The 18,657-nt window shown below is 75.0% G+C and carries 15 protein-coding genes and 1 pseudogene; 10 read left to right on the plus strand and 6 right to left on the minus strand.

All coding sequences use genetic code 11. The features are described 5' to 3' along the window. The first annotated feature begins 228 nt into the window (after positions 1 to 228). Complete coding sequence (locus tag ABZW03_RS07445; protein ID WP_355253529.1) at positions 229 to 2,784, plus strand: FtsX-like permease family protein; 2,556 nt, start codon at positions 229 to 231, stop codon at positions 2,782 to 2,784. A gap of 153 nt (positions 2,785 to 2,937) precedes the next feature. On the opposite strand, the gene ABZW03_RS07450 is transcribed toward ABZW03_RS07445, so the two are convergent. Continuing rightward, a complete protein-coding gene (locus tag ABZW03_RS07450; protein ID WP_355253531.1) occupies positions 2,938 to 3,687 on the minus strand; it encodes a TetR/AcrR family transcriptional regulator C-terminal domain-containing protein in 750 nt (249 codons plus the stop codon). On the opposite strand from ABZW03_RS07450, the gene ABZW03_RS07455 reads away from it, so the two are divergent. Beyond that, entirely contained in the window at positions 3,682 to 4,911 is a 1,230-nt protein-coding gene (locus ABZW03_RS07455) for a beta-ketoacyl-[acyl-carrier-protein] synthase family protein (RefSeq protein ID WP_355253533.1), read from the plus strand. The genes ABZW03_RS07450 and ABZW03_RS07455 overlap by 6 nt on opposite strands. A 90-nt stretch (positions 4,912 to 5,001) precedes the next feature. Here the strand turns inward: ABZW03_RS07455 and ABZW03_RS07460 are convergent, their stop codons facing one another. From ABZW03_RS07460 to ABZW03_RS07470, 3 genes are all read right to left on the minus strand, one after another. Continuing rightward, complete coding sequence (locus ABZW03_RS07460) at positions 5,002 to 6,342, minus strand: hypothetical protein (protein WP_355253535.1); 1,341 nt, start codon at positions 6,340 to 6,342, stop codon at positions 5,002 to 5,004. A gap of 182 nt (positions 6,343 to 6,524) precedes the next feature. Continuing rightward, the gene (locus tag ABZW03_RS07465; protein ID WP_355253537.1) at positions 6,525 to 9,221 is read right to left on the minus strand and encodes an NACHT domain-containing protein; all 2,697 of its coding nucleotides are present in this window, start codon (positions 9,219 to 9,221) and stop codon (positions 6,525 to 6,527) included. 135 nt (positions 9,222 to 9,356) lie between these two features. Next, positions 9,357 to 9,548, minus strand: coding sequence for a hypothetical protein (locus ABZW03_RS07470; protein ID WP_355253539.1), 192 nt, complete (start codon positions 9,546 to 9,548; stop codon positions 9,357 to 9,359). Between the two features lie 265 nt (positions 9,549 to 9,813). On the opposite strand from ABZW03_RS07470, the gene ABZW03_RS07475 reads away from it, so the two are divergent. After that, positions 9,814 to 10,299, plus strand: coding sequence for a cysteine/serine endopeptidase inhibitor (locus ABZW03_RS07475; RefSeq protein ID WP_355253541.1), 486 nt, complete (start codon positions 9,814 to 9,816; stop codon positions 10,297 to 10,299). 78 nt (positions 10,300 to 10,377) lie between these two features. On the opposite strand, the gene ABZW03_RS07480 is transcribed toward ABZW03_RS07475, so the two are convergent. Both ABZW03_RS07480 and ABZW03_RS07485 read right to left on the minus strand, forming a co-directional pair. Next, positions 10,378 to 10,914 carry an RICIN domain-containing protein gene (locus tag ABZW03_RS07480; protein WP_355253543.1) on the minus strand — a complete coding sequence of 179 codons (537 nt, stop codon included), beginning with the start codon at positions 10,912 to 10,914 and terminating at the stop codon, positions 10,378 to 10,380. A 109-nt stretch (positions 10,915 to 11,023) separates the two neighbouring features. Next, positions 11,024 to 11,977, minus strand: a complete 954-nt coding sequence (locus ABZW03_RS07485; RefSeq protein WP_355253545.1) for a LysR substrate-binding domain-containing protein — start codon at positions 11,975 to 11,977, stop codon at positions 11,024 to 11,026. A gap of 127 nt (positions 11,978 to 12,104) precedes the next feature. Here ABZW03_RS07485 and ABZW03_RS07490 point away from each other — a divergent pair, with 127 nt between their 5' ends. From ABZW03_RS07490 to ABZW03_RS07520, 7 genes and pseudogenes are all read left to right on the plus strand, one after another. Continuing rightward, on the plus strand, positions 12,105 to 13,064 hold the full coding sequence (locus ABZW03_RS07490; RefSeq protein WP_355253547.1) for an FAD-dependent oxidoreductase: 960 nt from the start codon (positions 12,105 to 12,107) through the stop codon (positions 13,062 to 13,064). Positions 13,065 to 13,261: 197 nt separating this feature from the next. Next, positions 13,262 to 13,750, plus strand: a complete 489-nt coding sequence (locus ABZW03_RS07495) for a hypothetical protein (RefSeq protein ID WP_355253549.1) — start codon at positions 13,262 to 13,264, stop codon at positions 13,748 to 13,750. Between the two features lie 269 nt (positions 13,751 to 14,019). Next, positions 14,020 to 15,540, plus strand: a complete 1,521-nt coding sequence (locus ABZW03_RS07500) for a hypothetical protein (protein ID WP_355253551.1) — start codon at positions 14,020 to 14,022, stop codon at positions 15,538 to 15,540. 286 nt (positions 15,541 to 15,826) lie between these two features. Next, positions 15,827 to 16,244 (plus strand): annotated as a pseudogene (locus ABZW03_RS07505) (flavoprotein); the annotation flags it as partial. A gap of 355 nt (positions 16,245 to 16,599) precedes the next feature. Next, positions 16,600 to 17,562 (plus strand): DUF6528 family protein, encoded by a 963-nt coding sequence (locus ABZW03_RS07510; protein ID WP_355253553.1) that lies wholly within the window; start codon positions 16,600 to 16,602, stop codon positions 17,560 to 17,562. Positions 17,563 to 17,882: 320 nt separating this feature from the next. Next, positions 17,883 to 18,131: a hypothetical protein gene (locus ABZW03_RS07515; protein ID WP_355253555.1), complete on the plus strand. Its 249-nt coding sequence runs from the start codon at positions 17,883 to 17,885 to the stop codon at positions 18,129 to 18,131. Then, a partial coding sequence (locus ABZW03_RS07520; RefSeq protein WP_355253557.1) for a thioesterase family protein occupies positions 18,128 to 18,657 on the plus strand: 530 nt, incomplete at its 3' end. The genes ABZW03_RS07515 and ABZW03_RS07520, both read left to right, overlap by 4 nt.

The following is an 18,657-nucleotide window of genomic DNA, read 5'->3' on the forward strand; positions in this document are numbered from 1 at the left end:
GCGCCCGCGGGGCGGAGCGGTCCGCACCCGGGGTGGGGTTATCCCCACCCCGCTTCCGCCGGTCGCCACCATGGTTCGTACCGCCCACCGTTCCTAGCCTGGACCGCGTCGCCGACCGACCCGATCCACGAGGGATGGCAGCACCATGGCAGCCCGCCACCACCGCCCGGAGCACGAAGCATCCGCGCGCCAACACCCCGCCCACCCCGGTTCGTTGGGAACGGGGGCATGAGCAACGGACTCGCGCGCGCCTCGGTGCGCTTCCGGCCGCCGTCCTTCGCGGGCACCTTCCTCGCCCTGCTGTTCGGTGCGGCGGTCGTCATGGGCTGCGGCACCCTGCTGCAGACCGGCGTCACCGCGAGCGTGCCCCCGGTGCGCTATGCGCAGGCACCGGTGGTCGTCGCGGCCGGTCCGGACGTCGAGATCGTCCGCAAGGTCGACAAGAAGGAGAAGACCGTCGACCGGCCGGTGCCCGACCGGCCCCGGGTGGACGCCGCCCTGGTGCGGCGCGTCGCCGCCCAGCCCGGTGTCGCGGCGGCCCGTCCCGACACCGCCTTCCCGATCCAGCCGGGCCCGGCCGCCCCCGCCCTGACCGGGCGCGGGTTCGCGGCGCTCGGCATCGCGGGCGGCGCGGACACCCTGGTCGAGGGCCGCGCCCCCGGCCCGGACGAGGTGGTCCTGGACGCCGCCACCGCGCGGGAGGCCCGGCTGGCACCCGGCGCGAGCCTCACGCTGGTCGCCCCCGGCGGCAGCGGCAGCTACCGGATCTCCGGCCTGGCCGCGCCGCAGAGCGCCGGCCCGACGGCCTGGTTCGCCGACACGGTGGCCGGGCAACTCTCCGGCCACCCCGGCCGGGTGGACGCCGTCGCCGTCCAGCCGAGCGAGGGCGTCGCCGCCGGGGAACTCGCCCGCCGGCTCCGCGCCGCCCTGCGCGACCCCGCCGAACCGCAGTCGCCCACCGGGATCAGGGTGGTCACCGGCGAGGACCGGGGCTCCGTCGAGCACCCCGGGCTCGGGCAGGGCCGGACGCTGCTGATCGCGATCGGCGGCTCCTTCGGCGGCACCGCCACCATGACGGCCGTCTTCGTGGTGGTGTCCACCGTCGCCCTGGCCGTCGGTCAGCGGGCCCGCGAGTTCGCCCTGCTGCGCGCCGTCGGCGCGACCCCGCGCCAGATCCGCCGCACGATCGCCACCGAGGCGATGCTGGTGGCGCCCCTCGCCGGTGTGCTCGGCCTCCTGCCGGGCGTCGCGCTGGCCCGGTGGTGGTTCGACGGGCTGGTGGCGCGCGGCGCCGTCCCCGAGGGCGTCGAGCTGGACGTCGGACCGGTCCCGGCGCTCGTCGCCGTCGCCACCTGCTCGCTGGCCGCGCTGGCCGCCGGGTACCTCGCCGCGCACCGTCCCTCCCGGCTGCGCCCCGGCCAGGCGCTCGGCGAGGCCTCGGTGGCGGCCGGACGGGCGGGCGTGGTGCGGACCCTCCTCGGCCTGGTGGCCGTCGCCGGCGGCCTCGTGCTGATCGCCGTCGCCGCCTCCCTGGACGGGGAGAACGCCGCCAACACCGCGCTCGGCGTGGTCATGTGCTTCCTGGTGGCCGTCGCCCTGCTCGGCCCCTGGGTGGCCCGGATCGCCACCGGGGTGCTCGGCCTGCCGCTGCGGGCGGGCGCGGGCGGCACCGCCGGATCGCTGGCCGCCGACAACGCCCGGAGCGACGCCCGCCGGCTGACCTCCGCGATCACGCCGATCGTGATGGTCACCGCGTTCTGCGGCACCATGCTGTTCATCCAGACCAGCGTCGGGCACGCCACCGGCGAGCAGGTGCGCGCCGGGGTCGTCGCCGACCACGTGCTCGGCTCGACCGGCCCCGGCCTGCCGGCCGCCACCGTCGAACGGGCCGCCGAGGTGCCCGGCGTGGACGCCGCGATCGGACTGCTGCGCACCGGGGCCGTCTACCGCGCGGACGGCAAGCTCCGCTCCGCCGGTGTCCTCGGGGTGTCCGGCGACCCGGCGGCACTGGCCCGGGTGCTCGACCTGGGCGTGCGCAGCGGCTCGCTCGCCGACCTCGCCCGGAGCGGTGACACCGTCGCCCTCGACGCGGCCCTCGCCGACCGGCTCGGCCACCGGGTCGGCGACCGCGCCTCCTTCTGGCTCGGCGACGGCGCCCAGGCCCAGCTGACGGTCGTCGCCACGTACGAACGCGGGCTCGGCTTCGGGCAGTTGATCCTGCCCCGGGCGGCCGTCGCCGCCCATGCCGGCGTCGCGTACGACAGCCAGGTGCTCGTCGCGGACGCCCCCGGCGCCGACCGTGCGGAGGTCGCCGCCCGGCTGGCGCGGCTGCCGGGCGGGCCCACGGTGGCCGACCGCGCCGGGTACGTCGCGCAGACCGACCGCAAGCGCGAGGCCGGCGACTGGGCGAACTCCGTGACGGCGGCCGTCCTCGGCGGCTTCGCGGCGATCACCGCCGCCAACACGCTGGTGATGACGGTCCTGGACCGCGGCCGCGAGGTGGGCCTGCTGCGCCTCACCGGCGCCACCCGGCGGCAGGTGCGCGGCATGATGCGCTGGGAGGCCCTGCTGGTCGCCGCCACCGGGCTGCTGCTGGGCGGTCTGATCGCCTGGGTCACCCTGGTGCCGATCGCCCGGGGACTCGCCGACGCCCCGCCGTACGTCCCGCCGGGCACCGCCCTGCCGCTGGCGGCCGCGGCCGTGGCCCTCTGCCTCGCCGCGACGGCCCTGCCGACCCGAGTGCTGCTGCGCTCCCGCCCCCTCGCGGCGACGGCCGGGCAGTAGGGTCCGGCGTCGGACTCCCGTCGCGCTCGGCCGGCCGGTCGCGCCCCCGTGCGGGGCCCGACCGCCGGCTCGGGCGGCGACGGCGTCCGCCGCCGCGCACCGAGGCCGGCAGGGACGCCGACCGGCGGGATCCTCCAGTGCTCTGACGGAGCGTCAGCTCTTCTCGGGGCCGTCGTGGACGGTCAGTGCGCCGGCCAGGTCGAGGTCGGCGACGGTGCCGTGGGCCCCGGCGCGGACGAGCAGGACGGCGCCGAGCGCGGTGCTCCAGAACGTCCTGGCCTCCACGTCGAGCGGTCGGCGGACCTGCCAGCCGCGGGCGTCGACGAGCTGGCCCACGAAGCGCGCGGACTGCCGGAACAGCAGCTGGAGGTGCCGGTCGACCACGGGGGCGAGTTCGGGCTTGGCGATCCCGGCGGCGAGTGCCCGCGCGACCGACGGGAGCGAGGGCATGGCCAGGACGGCGCGGGCGATGTTGCGCCGGAACGCCGCCGCGTCGACGGCCTGGCGGCCGATCCGCTCGATCCGTCGGGCGTCGTGCAGCAGGCCGAGGAAGGCGGCGTGCACGAGCAGCGAGTCCTTGGAGCCGAAGTGGTACGTGACCTGGTTGGGGAAGACGCCGGCCGCGTTCGCGATCTCCGCGACGCTCACCTCGCCACCGGGCCGCTCCCCGCAGAGCCGTGCGGTCGCCTCGATCAGCTGGCGTCGCGTCGCGCGACCGCGGTCGCGCGAGCGGGCCGGCGTCGACCGGGCCGGCGCTGACCGGGCCGATGCCGCTCGGGCCGATGCCGCTCGGGCCGGCGTCGATCGGGGTTGGGTTCGCTTCTTCTCCACCCCCGAATTGTATGTGATACAACTAGGCCCGTTCGTTTGTATGGCATACAAGAAAGGCGGAAGGGCATGCACCGGACCGAGGTGGTCGTGACCGGACTCGGCGCCACCACACCGCTCGGCGGGGACGTGGCGTCCACCTGGAAGGCCCTGCTCGCCGGCGAGTCGGGCATCCGCGGCGGCGTCCTGCGCGGCCACGAGGACGCGGACTTTCCCGACGCCGCCGCGGGGACGCTGGCGGTCGACCCCGCCGGGTCGCTGCCGCCGGCGCAGGCCAGGCGGCTCGACCGCTCGCAGCAGGCGGCCTTCGCCGCGGCGGCTGAGGCCTGGGCCGACGCCGGCGCCCCGGGGGTGGACCCGGACCGGCTCGCCGCGGCGATCGGCACCGGCATCGGGGGCGTGGGGACGCTGCTGCGGGAGGACGACGTCCTGGAGACGGCCGGGGCGCGGCGGGTGTCGCCGCGTACGGTGCCGATGCTCATGCCCAACGCGGCGGCGGCGCTGATCAGCATCGAGTACGGCGCCCGGGCCGGGGTCTACACGCCGGTCTCGGCGTGCTCCTCCGGCGCCGAGGCGATCGCCCTGGGGGCCAGGCTGATCCGGGCCGGCGAGGCGGACGTGGTGATCGCGGGCGGGACCGAGGCCGCGATCACCCCGATCACCGTCGCCGGCTTCGCCCGGGCCCAGGCGCTGTCGCGGTACACCGCCGACCCCGCTTCCGCGTCCCGGCCGTTCGCCGCGGACCGCAGCGGGTTCGTCCTCGGCGAAGGCGCCGCCGTCGTGGTGCTGGAGAGCGCCGAGCACGCCGCCCGCCGGGGCGCGCGGGTCCACGCGGTGCTCGCGGGCGCCGGCATCGCCGCCGACGCCCACCACATCACGGCACCCGCCCCCGACGGCCGCGGTCAGGTGTCCGCCATGCGCAAGGCCCTCGCGCAGGCCGGTCTGGCTCCCGAGCGGATCGGCCACGTCAACGCCCACGCCACCGGGACTCCGGCCGGCGACGTCGCCGAGGCCCGTGCGATCGGGGAGGTCTTCGGCCGCGCCACCGTGACGGCCCCCAAGGCGGCCCTCGGCCACCTCTTCGGCGCGGCCGGTGCGATCGAGGCGCTCATCGCCGTCCTCAGCGTGGAGCACGGCGTCATCCCGCCGACCCGCAACCTCACCGCCGCCGGCGTCGCGCCCGACATCGACCTCGACGTCGTCACCGCGCGCCGGGACGTCCCCCAGGAGGCCGTGCTCAGCAACTCCTTCGGCTTCGGCGGGCAGAACGTCTCACTCGTCGTCACCGGCGCACGGTAACCGGCGTCCGTCCGGCCCTGACGACACCGGGGCCCGTCCCACACCTCGCGCGGCGGCCCGGGAGGCCGGGCCGCCGCCAGGAGGGCCGCGTCACAGCACGAAGACGCCGATGGTGGCCGCGAGCAGCAGGACGGTGACGACGGGCCAGTACAGCAGCCTGGCCGCCATGTTGCCGTTCCAGTCGAGCAATCGGAAGCGGTGGGTGGAGGTGTACTCGACGACGTTGAAGGCGACCAGGGCGATCACCAGGTAGAGGATGAAGTAGAAGTACTCGGCGTAGACGATCCCGGTGGCTCCGGTCGCCGAGCGCAGCGAGCTGTGCTGGACGGCGATGACCAGCATCATGGCGCCGCAGAAGCCGATCACCGTCCAGGTGGAGAAACCGGCCAGGGAACGGCGGTCGGAGTCCTTGGTGACGACGAACAGCGAGGCGAAGACCAGCATCGCGATGACGATCAGGGGGACGAGCCGGTCGAGCAGCGGGCTGAGGAAGCGGCGGGTGATGCCGGTGGAGAAGTGCAGCTCGGGCACGGTGGACTCGACGGAGGTGCCGACGGCGCCGTGGGTGGTGCGGTTGCTGACCTCGCCCATCGAGAAGGCGCTGAAGTGGGTGCGCCACTCCCCGGTGACCATGTCCGCGTAGAGGCCGTAGACCTGCTCCGGGTCCCAGGGCGGGTAGGCGGCGAAGTCCGGGACCAGGACGGTGCCGGCGGTCCGGGGCCACATCGTCATCCAGATCGTCTGCCGGTCGAGCGGGTAGTGGTTGTAGTCGAACTGCTCGCGCAGGGTGGCGCGCAGCTTCCAGCCGACGGTCCTGGTGCCGTCGCCGTTGTCGAGCAGGTAGACCTGGTCGCCGATGCCGCCGTCGACGGCGTCGGGGAGGTCGACGGCGGGGTTCTTGGTGTCGGCGGAGGCGGGCAGGCGCTGCCAGAGCAGGCCGGTGAGGCGGACGTTGTTGGCGTCGGTGAACTGGGCGGTCTGGATCATCAGCCCGGTGGGGATCTGCTGCATCCCCTCGCGCTGTTCGGCGCGCAGGTGCTCGGCGGTCTCGGCGGGTGTGGTGACCACGGTGCCGGGGGTGCCGGTGATCGTGTCGTCGGCGGCGACGGAGACCCAGACGAAGACCGTCGCCAGCAGGCACAGCGTACTGACCGTCACGCTGAACCAGCCCAGCGAGGACGGCCTGGCGGGCCGGGGCCGCAGCAGCACCCAGGCCACCAGGACGATCCCGACCACCGTGCAGACCAGCACGACGGTCAGCCGTCCGCCCTGCCGCATCACCTCGTGCGCGGGCTTCTCGATCCCGGCGGCGGCCACGCCGGCCAGCACGAACAGGACCGCGGCCGCGATCGCGGCGAGGACGCGCGGTGCGCCCCACCGGGCGGGGGCGGGCGGCGGAGGGGTGAGCGGCGGAGGGGTGGGCGAGGACATGGGCGACTCCGGGCGGTGGCGGGACCTGCCCGGAGATCATGGACGGCCCCACACCCGGAGCCGCCCCGCGAATCGCCCGTCCGGGGGAGAACCCGGCGCAAGTTCCACCGAACGGCCCCGGCCGCCCGACCGGGCCCCGGCTCCGCCGCCGTCGGCCGGCGGAGCCCCGCCCCGGCCGGCGCCTACGGCCGCCAGCGCCCGCCGGAGAGCTCGGCCAGCGCCTGGGCGACGTCCGGGGGCAGGGAGCGCACGACGGTGAACGGCAGCACCAGGTACCACCCGTCCCGGCCCCGGTAGCGGGCCTGGAGGTCGGGCGCCCCCGGCCGCGGCCGGACGTGGATGCCGTGGACGGGGGTGTCCCGGCCGCGGACGTGCACCCGGCGGACGGCCACCTCGTCCACGTCGCGCCACGCGTAACGGCAGCGGTGCCGGCCCGACCGGGCGGCGATGAAGGTGTCGGTGATGTGCAGTTCGATCCGCCGCCGGGGCAGGAGGCTGATCAGCATCACCAGCAGGCCGAGGGCGGGCAGCGCGATCATCGGCGCCCAGGAGACCAGGCGGTCCCAGGTGCCGCTGACCGTGGTCCGGACCAGGTGCAGGCCCAGCAGGGCGCCGAACGCGCCCCAGTGCGCGAGCATGACCGTCCGGACGCGGCCGCTGAGCAGGTACGAGTCCGGGTCGCGCCGTGCGGTGAGGCCGCGCAGGGCCGAGGCCGGGGGCAGGGGCAGGTCGGAGAGGAGGCCGGTCGGGCCCGGCGCCGCTCCGGCCGCCGTTGCTCCGGCCGTCACCGCTCCGTCCGTCACCGCTCCGTCCGGCGTCGTTCGGGGTGCGGGGACCCCGGCGGCCCCCGGAGCGGCGTGGCCTCCGCGGCGTCCCGGGCCGGCCAGGTGCTGCTGGAGCCGCAGGTTGCGGAAGCGGTACGTCCCGGCGGTCCGCTGGAGCAGGCCCGCCCGGTGGGCGTCCCGCAGGAAGGACATCAGCGGCCAGGGCAGCCGGCCCGCGAGCGCCAGCGAGCACCGTGCCAGCAGCCACCGGCTCCACGGGCTGAGCAGCAGGAACGTCGAAGCGGCTCCGCACCAGGTCGCCAGCGCGTAGGTCCAGTCCATCCGGAGGAACCCGTAGTGGTGAGCCCGCGACCAGTCCATCGTCCCGACCCCCGCCGCGAGCAGCGGCGCGAGGACGAGCAGCGTCACCAGGACCGAGGTCCGCTCCGAGCGCAGCAGCGCGTCGGGCGTCGCGGCGTCCACGGTGTCCGAGGGGGCCGCCAGTACGACCGTCAGATAGGCGGACAGCAGGACCGCCCCCACCAGCGCGAGACCCTCGTCCGCCGGTGCCAGGATCTGGAACAGGGCCAGGGCGAGGAGCACCGGTGGCCCGCCGATCACCACCCCGAGCCGCCAGGCCCGGCCCAGCCGCCCGTTGCGGCCCGCCGAGCGCAGGGCCCCGGCGAAGCGCAGCGGGTTGACCCGCCGTCGCGGCGTCGAGGTCTCGTCCCCGAACCACGCCCGCCCGGCCGTGCGGACGGCGCCCGCGAGGGTCACGCCGAGGCCCACGGCGCTGGCGAAGCCGTAGGACGGGCGGGAGCCCCTGACGGAGCTCAGCAGCAGTTCGAACAGCACCGACAGGGCGATCCCCACCCCGATCAGCACGGGTGCCGCCAGCATCCGCGGCAGCGACGCGCCGAACAGCCGCCACCAGGCCAGCTCGGCGGTCTCCTGGCGGATCATCAGCCGGGCGAGGAAGGACAGCCAGCGCCGCGCCCGGTCCGGTTCCCAGTGCCGGGGCGGGTGCAGGCGGTCGGGCGCCGGCGGCAGCGGCGGGAACGAGGCGGGCACGATCCGGTCGAGCAGGTGCTGTTCCACCTGCCAGGCGGTCGCGAAGCGCCCGCGGTCCAGCAGCTCGCCCGGGTCCGCCGGGGCCCGCTCGTACCCGCGCCGCAGCAGCCACACCATCAGCGGCGTCGACAGCGCCCGGGCCACCGGGCCGTCGGGCGCCGAGCGGAGCCCGGCCAGCAGCGGCGCCCACGCGGTGGCGCGCGAGGGCTGCCGGGCCCGCTCCAGGTAGGACGCGACGTCGGTGGGGGCGAGCGGCAGCGCCTCGATCGCCGAGTCCACCCGGAGCACGTCCCGCTGCGTCGCCACCAGCTCGCGGTAGGGCTCGGTCCGGCAGATCAGCACCACCCCGCCCTCCTGGCCCAGCTGGCGCCCGAGGGCGCCGAGCACGGCGATCCGCCGGTGCTCGGGCAGCTCGTCGAGGCTGTCCAGGACGGGCAGCAGGCGGCGCTCGCTCACCAGCAGGCGGGCGGGATGACGGCCGTCCACCCGTGGCAGACCGGGGTGCTCCTCCGTGATCCGGCCGATCAGCCAGTCGTGGAAGTTGACCCGCTCGGCGTCCCAGGACTCCAGCGAGAGCATGACGGGCACCGGGACGTCCTCGCCGCGGGTGAGCCGGCGGGCGAGCAGTTCCAGGGTGAGCAGCACGGCGAGGGTCGTCTTGCCCGCGCCGGCCCCGCCGAGGATCAGCAGGCGGCGGTGCTCGAGCCCCAGCAGGGCACCGGCCATCGTGCCGACCCGGTCGCCGCGCCCGCCGAGCTCCGTCCCCGGCGCGAGCGCGGTACGGCTGTGCACCCAGCGGACGGCCAGCGGTTCGGGGTCGGCCATGTCCCAGGCGTCGGCCTCGGCCCGCCACTGGTACAGCAGGCTGCGGGCGAGCCGCTCCTCGGCGAGGCCGAGCGGGGTCGGCGGCGCGACGGCCTGCGGCGGCACGGTGAGGTGCAGCTCGCCGTTGAGCACGCCGATCTGCACCAGGTAGTGGACCGTGCTGTCGGTGACGACGTTCCGGATGTCCGTGGGCCCGTGGCCCAGTTCGAATTCCGTCACTCCCCGGCTCCGCTCCCGCGCCGACCGTTGCCGCGCCGACCGTTGCCGCGCGAACTTCCTTTCTATCAGCGCCGGCCGGGTTTGTTCGACGGTCCGTCAGGTCCGCGGGCTCCGGTGCCTCCCGTCGCCCGGTGGCTACTGGGTGAGCAGGCGGGCGAGGTCCAGGCCGAGGCCGCCGAGGACGGGCAGGGCGCCGAGGTCGGTGACGCCGGCGACCGGGATGCTGTAGCCCTGGTTGACCTCGCGGGGTGCCGCGCCGGCGGTGACGGGTGCGGTGGTCGGGAGCAGGACGGTGCCGAGGAGCAGGGCGACGAGCGAGGTGCGCATCTGAGGGGGCCTCCGGAGACTCGGGTGACGGGCTGTCAACACCCTGCGTGCCGGGGTGGTCACGCATCTTCGCCCCTCCGGCGGCATTGGTAAAGATGCTTGCCTTGTGTTCATGCCAACATCGTGGAGGTCTGGACCACATTGCGGCCGGGCGCATACCTTTCCCTCACAAGGACGGACATTCGGTCGGCGAACTGTCGTGCGGATGTGTCGACTTCGGCATGTCATGTCCATGGCATGCATCTGCAACCGGAGGGAACGGACCATGCGCGTCATCGGTAGGAACCTCAGGATCCTCGCGGGCGCCCCGCTCGCCGCAGCCGCCCTGATCGCCCTCACGGCCGGCTCCGCCAGCGCCGCGATACCGATCAACAAGCCCATGACCGGCAAGGCCACCTACTACAACGACGCCGGCTACGGCGCCTGCGGCAGCCAGATCAACGCCGCCACCCAGATGCTGGTCGCCGTCTCGCACACCTGGTGGACCGCCGCCAACCCGAACAACGACCCGGTCTGCAAGGGCATTTCGGTCAAGGTGACCTACCAGGGCAAGACCATCACCGTCCCGGTGAAGGACCAGTGTCCTTCCTGCGACTCCACCCACATCGACCTCAGCCAGCCGGCCTTCGCCAAGCTGGCCCCGCTGGACAAGGGCGTCATCAGCGGCCTGAGCTGGCAGTTCGTCAAGACCGGGCTCAAGGGCGAGACCGTCGAGCTCTCCGCCCCGATCACCGGCTCCACGATCGGCTGAGCCCGCGCCCGACGGCCGTGCCCGCCCCCGCTCGGTTCGCGGGGGCGGGCACGGGCGGCACCGAGGGGCGGCGGCCGGTCAGTCGGACAACCAGTACTGGTTGGCCTGGCTCCCGCAGTCCCACAGCATGACCACGCTCGAACGGCCCCAGTTGTAGATGTCCATGCACTGGCCGGGGAAGGCGATGCTCTCGAAGCGGGACGCGCCGGAGAGGGAGTCGATCTTCCAGGCCTGCCCCAGGCCGTTGCCGCACACGTTCTGGATGAGCTGCTCCCCGTGGCCCCGGGAGCCGTCGACGCAATAGTGGAGGCTGGAGTTGCTCTGGATGTTCCAGCCCCCGCTGGTGTTGTTCCAGGAGATGTTCCAGGACTGGTTGGCGCCGCCGTGACAGCTCCACATCTGGATCCACGGGCCGTTGCCCCAGTCGTAGGCGTCCAGGCAGTTGCCGGCGGCCTCGGGGCTGGCGCTGGTGATCGTGGTGGCCCCGGTCGCCGAGGTTGCCGAGGCGGCCGAGGACACCGCGGGCCGCCCGTCCGCGGCGGCGGTCCCGGCGCACAGGGCCAGCGCCGTCGCGGCGGCGCCGAGGATCGAGCCGACTCGTGTGGAAACGTTCATGCATGGACTCCCGTGGTAGGACCGGTCGGACCGGCGTCCGCCTGTGTCGGACCCCCGACCCTAGGGCCGCCCCCGCGGCGGGGTACAGGACCGTACCGGCCGTTCGGGATCACGGCCGGGTGCCTCCGGTCGGAGCCTCCTCCGCCTCGCCGAGCGGCGGCGCCATCGCCAGCAGCAACTGGACGGCCGGCGGCGCCGTCCGGGGATCGTGGGCCAGCCCCAGCGTGACCGTCGGCACCGGGGCGGTGAGCCGGCGCAGGCAGACGCCGGGGATCCGGAACACCCGGGCCCGGCCCTCCGGGATCGGCGCGATGCCGTACCCTGCCGCCACCGCGAGCAGCAGCTGCTCGTCGTCCGGCTCCTCCCGGACGATCCGCGGTGACCGGCCCGGCCAGAGCTGCCCGGTGATCAGCGCGTGCATCCCGGGCCCGTTCTCGCGCGGCCACAGCACCACCGGCTCGTCCGCGATCCGGTGCCGGCCGATCCGGGCCCGGGTGCGGGCGAGCGGATGCCCGGCCGGCACGGCGAGCAGTAGCTCCTCCTCGGCGATGATCCGGCAGGCGAGCCCCGGGACGTCGAGCGGCGGCCGGACGAACGCCGCGTCCAGCCGCCCGGCGAGCAGCTCGGCGACGCTGTGCGAGGTCCAGCCGGTCTGCAGGGCGACGTCCAGCCGCGGGTACCGGTTGCGGAACTCCGTCACCAGGGCGTCGCAGATCCCGCCCCGGGCGGAGCGGGTGTACGCCACCCGCAGCCGTCCCTCCCGCCCCTGGACGATCGCCGCGAGCCGCTCCTCGGCCGCCGCCACCTCCCGCAGCACCCGCCGGGCCTCCTCGGCGACGGCCCGGCCGACCGGGGTCAGCACGCAGCCCTTGCTGGTGCGCTCCACCAGCTGCGTGCCGAGCTGCCGCTCCAGCGCCTTGATCTGCTGGCTGAGCGCGGGCTGCGCCACGTGCAGCCGGCGGGCGGCCCGGGTGAAGTTCAACTCCTCGGCCAGCACCGCGAAGCAGCGCATCCGGCGCAGATCCATCCGCAGGTCCGCGCGCAGGTCCGTCCGCAGCTCCATCCGGCGATGATAAGGGCGGCTTATCGCATCCGGACAGATCCGGTCTTGGACGGCATCCGGCGCGAGCGGCTTTCCTGAAGACGGCCGCCGGCGCCCGGCGGGCGGCCCTCGGGAGGAGTGGTTCACGATGGCGGGTACGGCGGACGTGGTCGTGGTCGGAAGCGGGATCATCGGGCTCACCGCGGCGATCCGGCTGCAGGAGCGGGGCCTCGGGGTCGTCGTGGTGACGGCCGACGGCCTGCTGTCGACGACCTCGGCGGTGGCCGCGGCCGTCTGGTTCCCGGTCGCCACCGGCACCGACCGCCGGGTGGCGGAGTGGTCCGCGACGGCCTTCGCCGAGTTCGTCCGCCAGGCCGCGGACGGCGTCCCCGGCGTCTCGATGCGCAGCACCCGGATGCTGGCGCACGAGCGGCAGCCGGCCGGCCTGCCCTGGTGGGGCGGGGCCGTCCCCGACCTGCGCCGGCTGACGGCCGCCGAACGCGGACCGGAGTGCGCGGACGGCTGGTCGTTCACCGCCCCCGCCGTCGAGATGCCGCTCTACCTGCCCTGGCTGCTCGGCCGGTTCCTCGACAACGGCGGCGAGATCGTCCACCGCCGCCTCGACACCCTGGACCAGGCCCGGGCCTGGGCGCCCGTGGTGGTCAACGCCACCGGGATCGGCGCCCGGCAGCTCTGCGGCGACCGGGCCGTGCACCCGGTGCGCGGCCAGCTCGTCCTGGTCCGCAACCCCGGCCTGCCCAGCTCGACCCGCCTTCAGGACGACCCGGCCGGCTACACCTACATCCACCCCCGCAGCACCGACGTCGTCCTCGGCGGCACCTTCGAACCGGACGACTGGAACACCGTCGCCGACCCGGCCACCGCCGAGGCCATCCTCGCCCGCTGCACCGCCCGCATCCCCGACCTGCGCGACGCCCGCGTCCTCGGCCACGCCGTCGGCCTGCGCCCCGCCCGCCACGGCGGCCCCCGCCTCGAAGCCGAACCGGGCGGCCGCACCGTCCACAGCTACGGCCACGGCGGCGCCGGCGTCACCCTCAGCTGGGGCTGCGCCGACGCCGTGGCCGAACTGGTGGCGACGGCGCACTGAATCCCTTGGTTCGGGCTTGACCGGACGATGCGTCAGATGCACTGGTATCGAACACACTTGTGGATGTTCGCTGCTCCGTCCGGTCCTGACCGACGGGTAGGTCCCGGACCGGTCACGGACTCATCACACGGTCCGCACCGAATGGTGCGTCTCGCTACGGTCGCTCCCACTGCCCGTACCACGCCCCAGAGGAACTCATGCGTCGCACTGCCCTCACCCTGCTCGCCGCCGGCGCCACCGTTCTCGGCCTGGCGGCGTGCGATCCCAGCGCCGGCACCAGCGGCAAGAGCACTGCCCCCGCCGTCGCCGCGACCACGGCGGGTGCCCCCGCAGCGGCGGCACCCGCTGCGAGCGGCGCCGCCCCTGCGGCCGCCGCGCCGGCCGCGGCTCCGGCCGGCGGTGGTGACGCCGCCAAGGACGCCGAGATCACCAAGTGCACGATCAACGACGTGCTGAAGATGCCCGAGGCCGAGGTCAAGATCACCAACCACAGCAGCAAGAGCAGCAACTACATCGTGCAACTGGAGTTCACCGACGCCGCCGGCACGCGTGTCGCCGAGGGGGCCGCCGCGACCAACAACCTCGCCCCGAACCAGGCCGCCGTGCAGAAGGCCCCGGGCGCGGCGCAGGTGTCCGGCAAGGTCAGCTGCCGGATCACCAACGTCACCCGCTACGCCGCGCCCTGATGCGAAGGTGCGCCGTCCCAGCCCGCCCGGAGGAGGGCGGGGACGGCGTTCGAGCCTCGGCATCGTCGGCGAGCCCGAGCGGGAGCGCCGCCGACGCGAGGCCCCCGGGTGGCGGGCGGCGCCTGCGTCAGGCCGAGCGTCAGGGCAGGTACGACCGCACGAGTGGTGTCTTCGTGCGGATCGGGGCGCCCTGGCGGGCTGATGCCGCTACGGTTGCGCGCTGGGACCGTACCGCTCCTGCTCCTCACATCCGTTCCTCCGGAGGAACCTTGGCCTCGATCACGCTGGACGCCGAACGCCGGGTCCGGGCCGACGCCGGACGCGTCCGGGTCGCCGCCGTGGACGTGCTGCGCTCGCTCGGCTTCCGGATCACCTCGGAGATGGCCACCGTGGTGGAGGCCCGGCGCGGCTCCGCCGTCCGGTCGGCGATGCTGCTGCCCGACCAGGTGCCGCTGGCGGCGCGGCTCCACCTCGCACCGGTCGAGGGCGAACGCACCGCGGTGTCCCTGCACCTGACGGACCGGGCGGTCTCGGTGGTCGCGCTGGGCGTGCAGGACCCGTACGTGGCGGCCTTCCAGGCCGCGCTGCTCGCCCTCGACCGGGCCCTCACCGGTCTGGATCCGGCGGCCGGGGCGGCCGGCTTCCCGCAGCCCCGGTGGTGGGCCGGCGGACCCCGGGCCGACACGCTGGCCCGGCACCACGAGACGGGGCAGCGCCTGGTCGGCGAGGTCGCAGCCCGCGTCACCGAGCGGCTCTCCGGCGGGCGCCGCTCCACCGGCCCGTCGCTGTGGGGCGGCATCGAGCGCGTGGTGTTCCGCTCCCCGGCCGGCTACCTCACGATGGACATGGCCACCGCCCGCTCCCTGCTGGCGATCCCGGTGATGATCGGCAGCCGGCCGGAGGGGGTGTCGGCCCAACTGGCGGCCGAGGTCGCACGGTTGGCGGCCGCGGTGGAGGGGCGGCTCAGTGCGGGCGGGTTCGGCGCCGGGTCCGGCCTCGGCTCCGGCTCCGGCTCCGGCTCGGTGGAGGTGGCGGTCGCGGAGGCGGACCTGGCCGCCTTCGCGTTCCTGCGGCGCCAGTTCGCCATCCGCTCACGGCTGCCCGTCCGCACGCTCTGCACCTGCCGGGACTGCCGGCAGACCAAGGTGGTGAACCTGGACCTCAAGCGGCTGCGGCAGCGCAGGGCGCGCCTCCGGACGATCGCCTCCGTGGTGCAGACGGCCTACGAGCAGGACGGCGATCCCAACCCCTTCCTGATCTTCGGGACGGTGTTCCAACAGTCCAGGATCGACCCGGACTTCGTCTGCTCGCGCTGCGAGAGCACCGTCGCCGACGAACAGCCGGTGACGTTCTGTCCGCAGTGCGGTGACATGCGCACCGAGTCCGTCCTGGACACCTGCGGTGGGTGCGGCCACGACTTCGGCGCCCTCGCCGTGGACCTCCCGGACTGGGAGGCCGCACCCCCGCCGCCGCTCACCCCGCCCGTCCCGCCGACCCCGCCGCCGCCGGTCGTGCCCCCGATACCCCCGGCCCCTCCGGCCCCTCCGGCCCCTCCGGCCCCTCCGGCCCCTCCGGCCCCTCCGGCTCCTGCGGCCCCTGCGGCCCCTGCGATGCCCCCGAGGCCCGCCGCTCCGCCCCGCCCCAGCTGCGGCATCTGCGGCGGCGACTACCCCGTGCTCTGGTCCGTCCAGATCCTCGACGGCCCCCGCCCGAGACCGCTCACCGTCTGCGCCACCACCTCCCGCTGCTCGCCGCCCTCCGTGGCCCCACCGGTCCGCATCAGTGTCTGAAATCCGGTGGTGGGGTGGGCTGGTCGCGGGTGGGGAGGGTGGCGGGGTGGCCGCGGAGGTGGGGGGGGCTTGGGCGGGGGCATCCGCACCTGAAAGCCGGTGGTGGGGTGGGCTGGTCGCGGGTGAGGAGGGTGGCGGGGAGGGGCCGATCGGTGTCGGGGGGCTCCGGTGAGGCCGATGGGGGGTGCGGCCCGGGAGCGGGGGGCTGAGGGGCGGGGGAGCAGGTCAGCGGGGGGCGGCCTACTGTGCTGGGGTCCGCAGGTGGTCGAGCGTGGGGAGTCCGAGGGTGTCCGAGGCGAGGAAGCCGGTGCTGTACGTCGTGGTCTGCGCGGCGGGAGTTGATCGCCGCCGCGCAGGAACAGGGCTGGGACGTCGGGGTGGTGGCGACGCCCGACGCGATGCCGCTCATCGACGCCGAGGCGATCACCGCGCGGACGGGGTACCCGATCCGCTCGGCCTGGCGGAGGCCGGGGGAGCCGCGGCCGCTGCCGGACCCGGACGCGATCGTGGTGTCCCCCGCCACCTTCAACTCGATCAACAAGTGGGCCCTCGGCATCTCGGACACCCTCGCCCTCGGCATCCTCTGCGAGTCGTACGGCTGGGGCGTCCCGGTCGCCGTCCAGCCCTGCCTGAGCGCGGCGCAGGCGGCGCACCCGGCCTACCCGGACAGCCTGGCGAGGCTGCGGCGGATGGGGGTGCGGATCGCGGACTTCACGCCGGGCTCGTACGACTGGACGCGGGCCCTGGAGCTGCTGCGGGACTGACGGGGTGGCCGATCGGGCCCGGCGGTCCCGGCCGTGTGCGGGGCGGTCCCGCCGAAGCGAGGGCGTGAACGGCGCGTCGACGGCGTGCGGTCGACGCGTGGCCACGTAGGTCGCCGGGCCAGCCCGTGTGGCGACGGCCGTCGGTGCGTTCGGCCCGCCAGGATGGGCGGATGACAGTGAACGAGGCGGCCCCGCCGAGGCGGTCGCCCTCCCGAACCGCCCATCCCCACCGCGTCGATCGGCCGTTCGGACGTGCCGCCGAGCGGAGTCGGCCCGCAGCACCGACGGTGAAGGCGTGCTGAGGAGAACACTGCCGGCCCTCGCGGTCGCCCTGCTGCTCTGCGTGCCCGGGAGCGGCGCGTGGGCCAGGTCGCCGGGCTGGCAGGTGGCGGTCGTGGACCAGGCTTCGCGCAGCGTGCTGGTGTTGCAGAGCGCCGAGGAGCTGATGGCCTACCGCGGGCCGGACCGGTTGCCGGTGGTCTGGGGCTGGAGTGCCGACCGGGCACCGGAGTTGGCGGACCTGACGCCCGCGCGCAGCTGGACCAACCCGGACGAGGTGAAGTCCCGGGTCCGGCACGGCCGTCGCTACCTGCTGACCACCGCCTCCGGCGGGCTGGCCGCCGTCGTGGAGACCGCCACCGGCCGGGTCCACTGGGCGGCGGACGTGGGGCGGACCGCCAACCCGCACAGCATCGAGCTGCTGCCGGACGGCAACGTGGCCGTGGCGGCGAGCACGGGCGGCTGGGTGCGGCTGTACGCGGCCTCGCAGGGGCCGCGGGCCGCCGGGTACGCGGAGTTCCCGCTGCCGGGCGCGCACGGGGTGCACTGGGACGGCCGGACCGGCCTGCTGTGGGTGCTCGGCGACACGGCGCTGACCGCGCTGCGGGTCGGCGGCACCCCGGCCGCGCCCACCCTCGCCGAGGTGCGGAGCAGCCCCCTGCCCGGGCGCGGCGGGCACGACCTGGCGGCCGTCCTGGCGGCTCCCGGGCGGTTCTGGGTGACCACGCTGACCGGCCTGTGGCGCTACGACCCGGCGGCCGACCGCTTCACCGCCGTGCACCTGGTCGATCCGGCCGCCGAGCGGGACCTCAAGAGCGCCGGTGACGAGCCCGGGACCGGCCGGCTGCTCACGGTGGCGCCCGAGCACACGGCCCCGTGCGACTGGTGCACCTCGGTGATCACCCTGCACCGGCCGGAGGGCGCGCGGGTGCTGCGCGGCACGCACCTGTACAAGGCGAGGTGGTGGAGTGGCTGGTAGCAGATTTTGGACCCCGGGGGGCCGATCCTGGGGCGCGCGTCGGGGATACCACCCGAATTGCGGACGGCATTCGGCTGATGGGGCATATTGTGTGCACCACCAAACTACTCCGATGGAGGTCAGTTTTCCGTCGCGGTCCGCAAACCATCCGTCGACCCCGGTCGGCTGGGATAGCGTCGTGGGGTCGGGGGGTCGACACCGTTCCGGTGTATTCGAACACTAGCTACTGGGCCGTAATGGCCGAATGAGTCATGGAGAAAAACATGCGGAATTTCCCTGTGGAAAACCGGCCGGACGGAGTTGACGACCTTCAGCTCGCGATGGAATCTCTGGCAGCCTTCCCGTCCCGGAACGCGGGGAGCGGGGCGGACGTGACCGAGCGGCTCGCGGCCGTTCACGACCTGTGCCGCGCGGTCGACGCGGTGCTGGACAGCCTGGTCGTCCAGGCGGCCGCCGAGGCGGCCGAGGAGGGGTGGACCGCGGCCCGGATGGCGGCCGAACACTCCGGCTACTACGCCAGGTTGCAGCGCGCGCTGCTCCCCGCCGGCGCCGGGCTGACCCGGCAGTGAACGCGGTGCAGCCGGGCGCGCACGTGCTGTCCTGCCCCACCCGGTGGAGCGACGTCGACGAGAACGGGCACATCAACAACGCCCGCCTGGTCGGTTACATCCAGGAGGGGATTTACGACCTGTTCCGGCACCACGAAACCGCCGTCCGGGAGGCGCTGTTCCCGTCCGGATTCCTTATCGCGCGGCACGAGATCGACTACCTGGAGCAGTTGCACCACCGGCCCGAGCCGCTGACGGTGCGGATCACCGTGGAGCGGCTCGGCCGGAGTTCCGCGCAGGTCGAGGTGAATGTCTGCCGGGACCGGCTGACCTTTATGCGGGCGCGCACCGTGGTGGTGGCGCGGGACCGTGAATCCGGCCGCTCGCGGGCGCTGAGCCCGGCCGAGCGGAGTTTCCTCTCGGCTTTCATGACGGATGGCGCCCGTGCCCAGGCGGCCCTGGTGGCCACCACGGTGACCGCGGCGACGGCCGTGCCGGCGGTGACGGCCCCGGTGACGGTGCCTGCTCCGGCGGCGGGTGGCAGCAC

The sequence above is a fragment of the Kitasatospora sp. NPDC004799 genome, from assembly GCF_040609095.1.
Lineage (GTDB): Bacteria > Actinomycetota > Actinomycetes > Streptomycetales > Streptomycetaceae > Kitasatospora.

Bases quoted from the DNA above. Each gene is read 5' to 3' on its own strand.
- ABZW03_RS07445 (WP_355253529.1), top strand. From the start codon at position 229: ATGAGCAACGGACTCGCGCGCGCCTCGGTGCGCTTCCGGCCGCCGTCC.
- ABZW03_RS07455 (WP_355253533.1), top strand. From the start codon at position 3,682: ATGCACCGGACCGAGGTGGTCGTGACCGGACTCGGCGCCACCACACCG.
- ABZW03_RS07460 (WP_355253535.1), bottom strand. From the start codon at position 6,342: ATGTCCTCGCCCACCCCTCCGCCGCTCACCCCTCCGCCGCCCGCCCCC.
- ABZW03_RS07470 (WP_355253539.1), bottom strand. From the start codon at position 9,548: ATGCGCACCTCGCTCGTCGCCCTGCTCCTCGGCACCGTCCTGCTCCCG.
- ABZW03_RS07475 (WP_355253541.1), top strand. From the start codon at position 9,814: ATGCGCGTCATCGGTAGGAACCTCAGGATCCTCGCGGGCGCCCCGCTC.
- ABZW03_RS07480 (WP_355253543.1), bottom strand. From the start codon at position 10,914: ATGAACGTTTCCACACGAGTCGGCTCGATCCTCGGCGCCGCCGCGACG.
- ABZW03_RS07485 (WP_355253545.1), bottom strand. From the start codon at position 11,977: ATGGAGCTGCGGACGGACCTGCGCGCGGACCTGCGGATGGATCTGCGC.
- ABZW03_RS07490 (WP_355253547.1), top strand. From the start codon at position 12,105: ATGGCGGGTACGGCGGACGTGGTCGTGGTCGGAAGCGGGATCATCGGG.
- ABZW03_RS07495 (WP_355253549.1), top strand. From the start codon at position 13,262: ATGCGTCGCACTGCCCTCACCCTGCTCGCCGCCGGCGCCACCGTTCTC.
- ABZW03_RS07515 (WP_355253555.1), top strand. From the start codon at position 17,883: ATGGAATCTCTGGCAGCCTTCCCGTCCCGGAACGCGGGGAGCGGGGCG.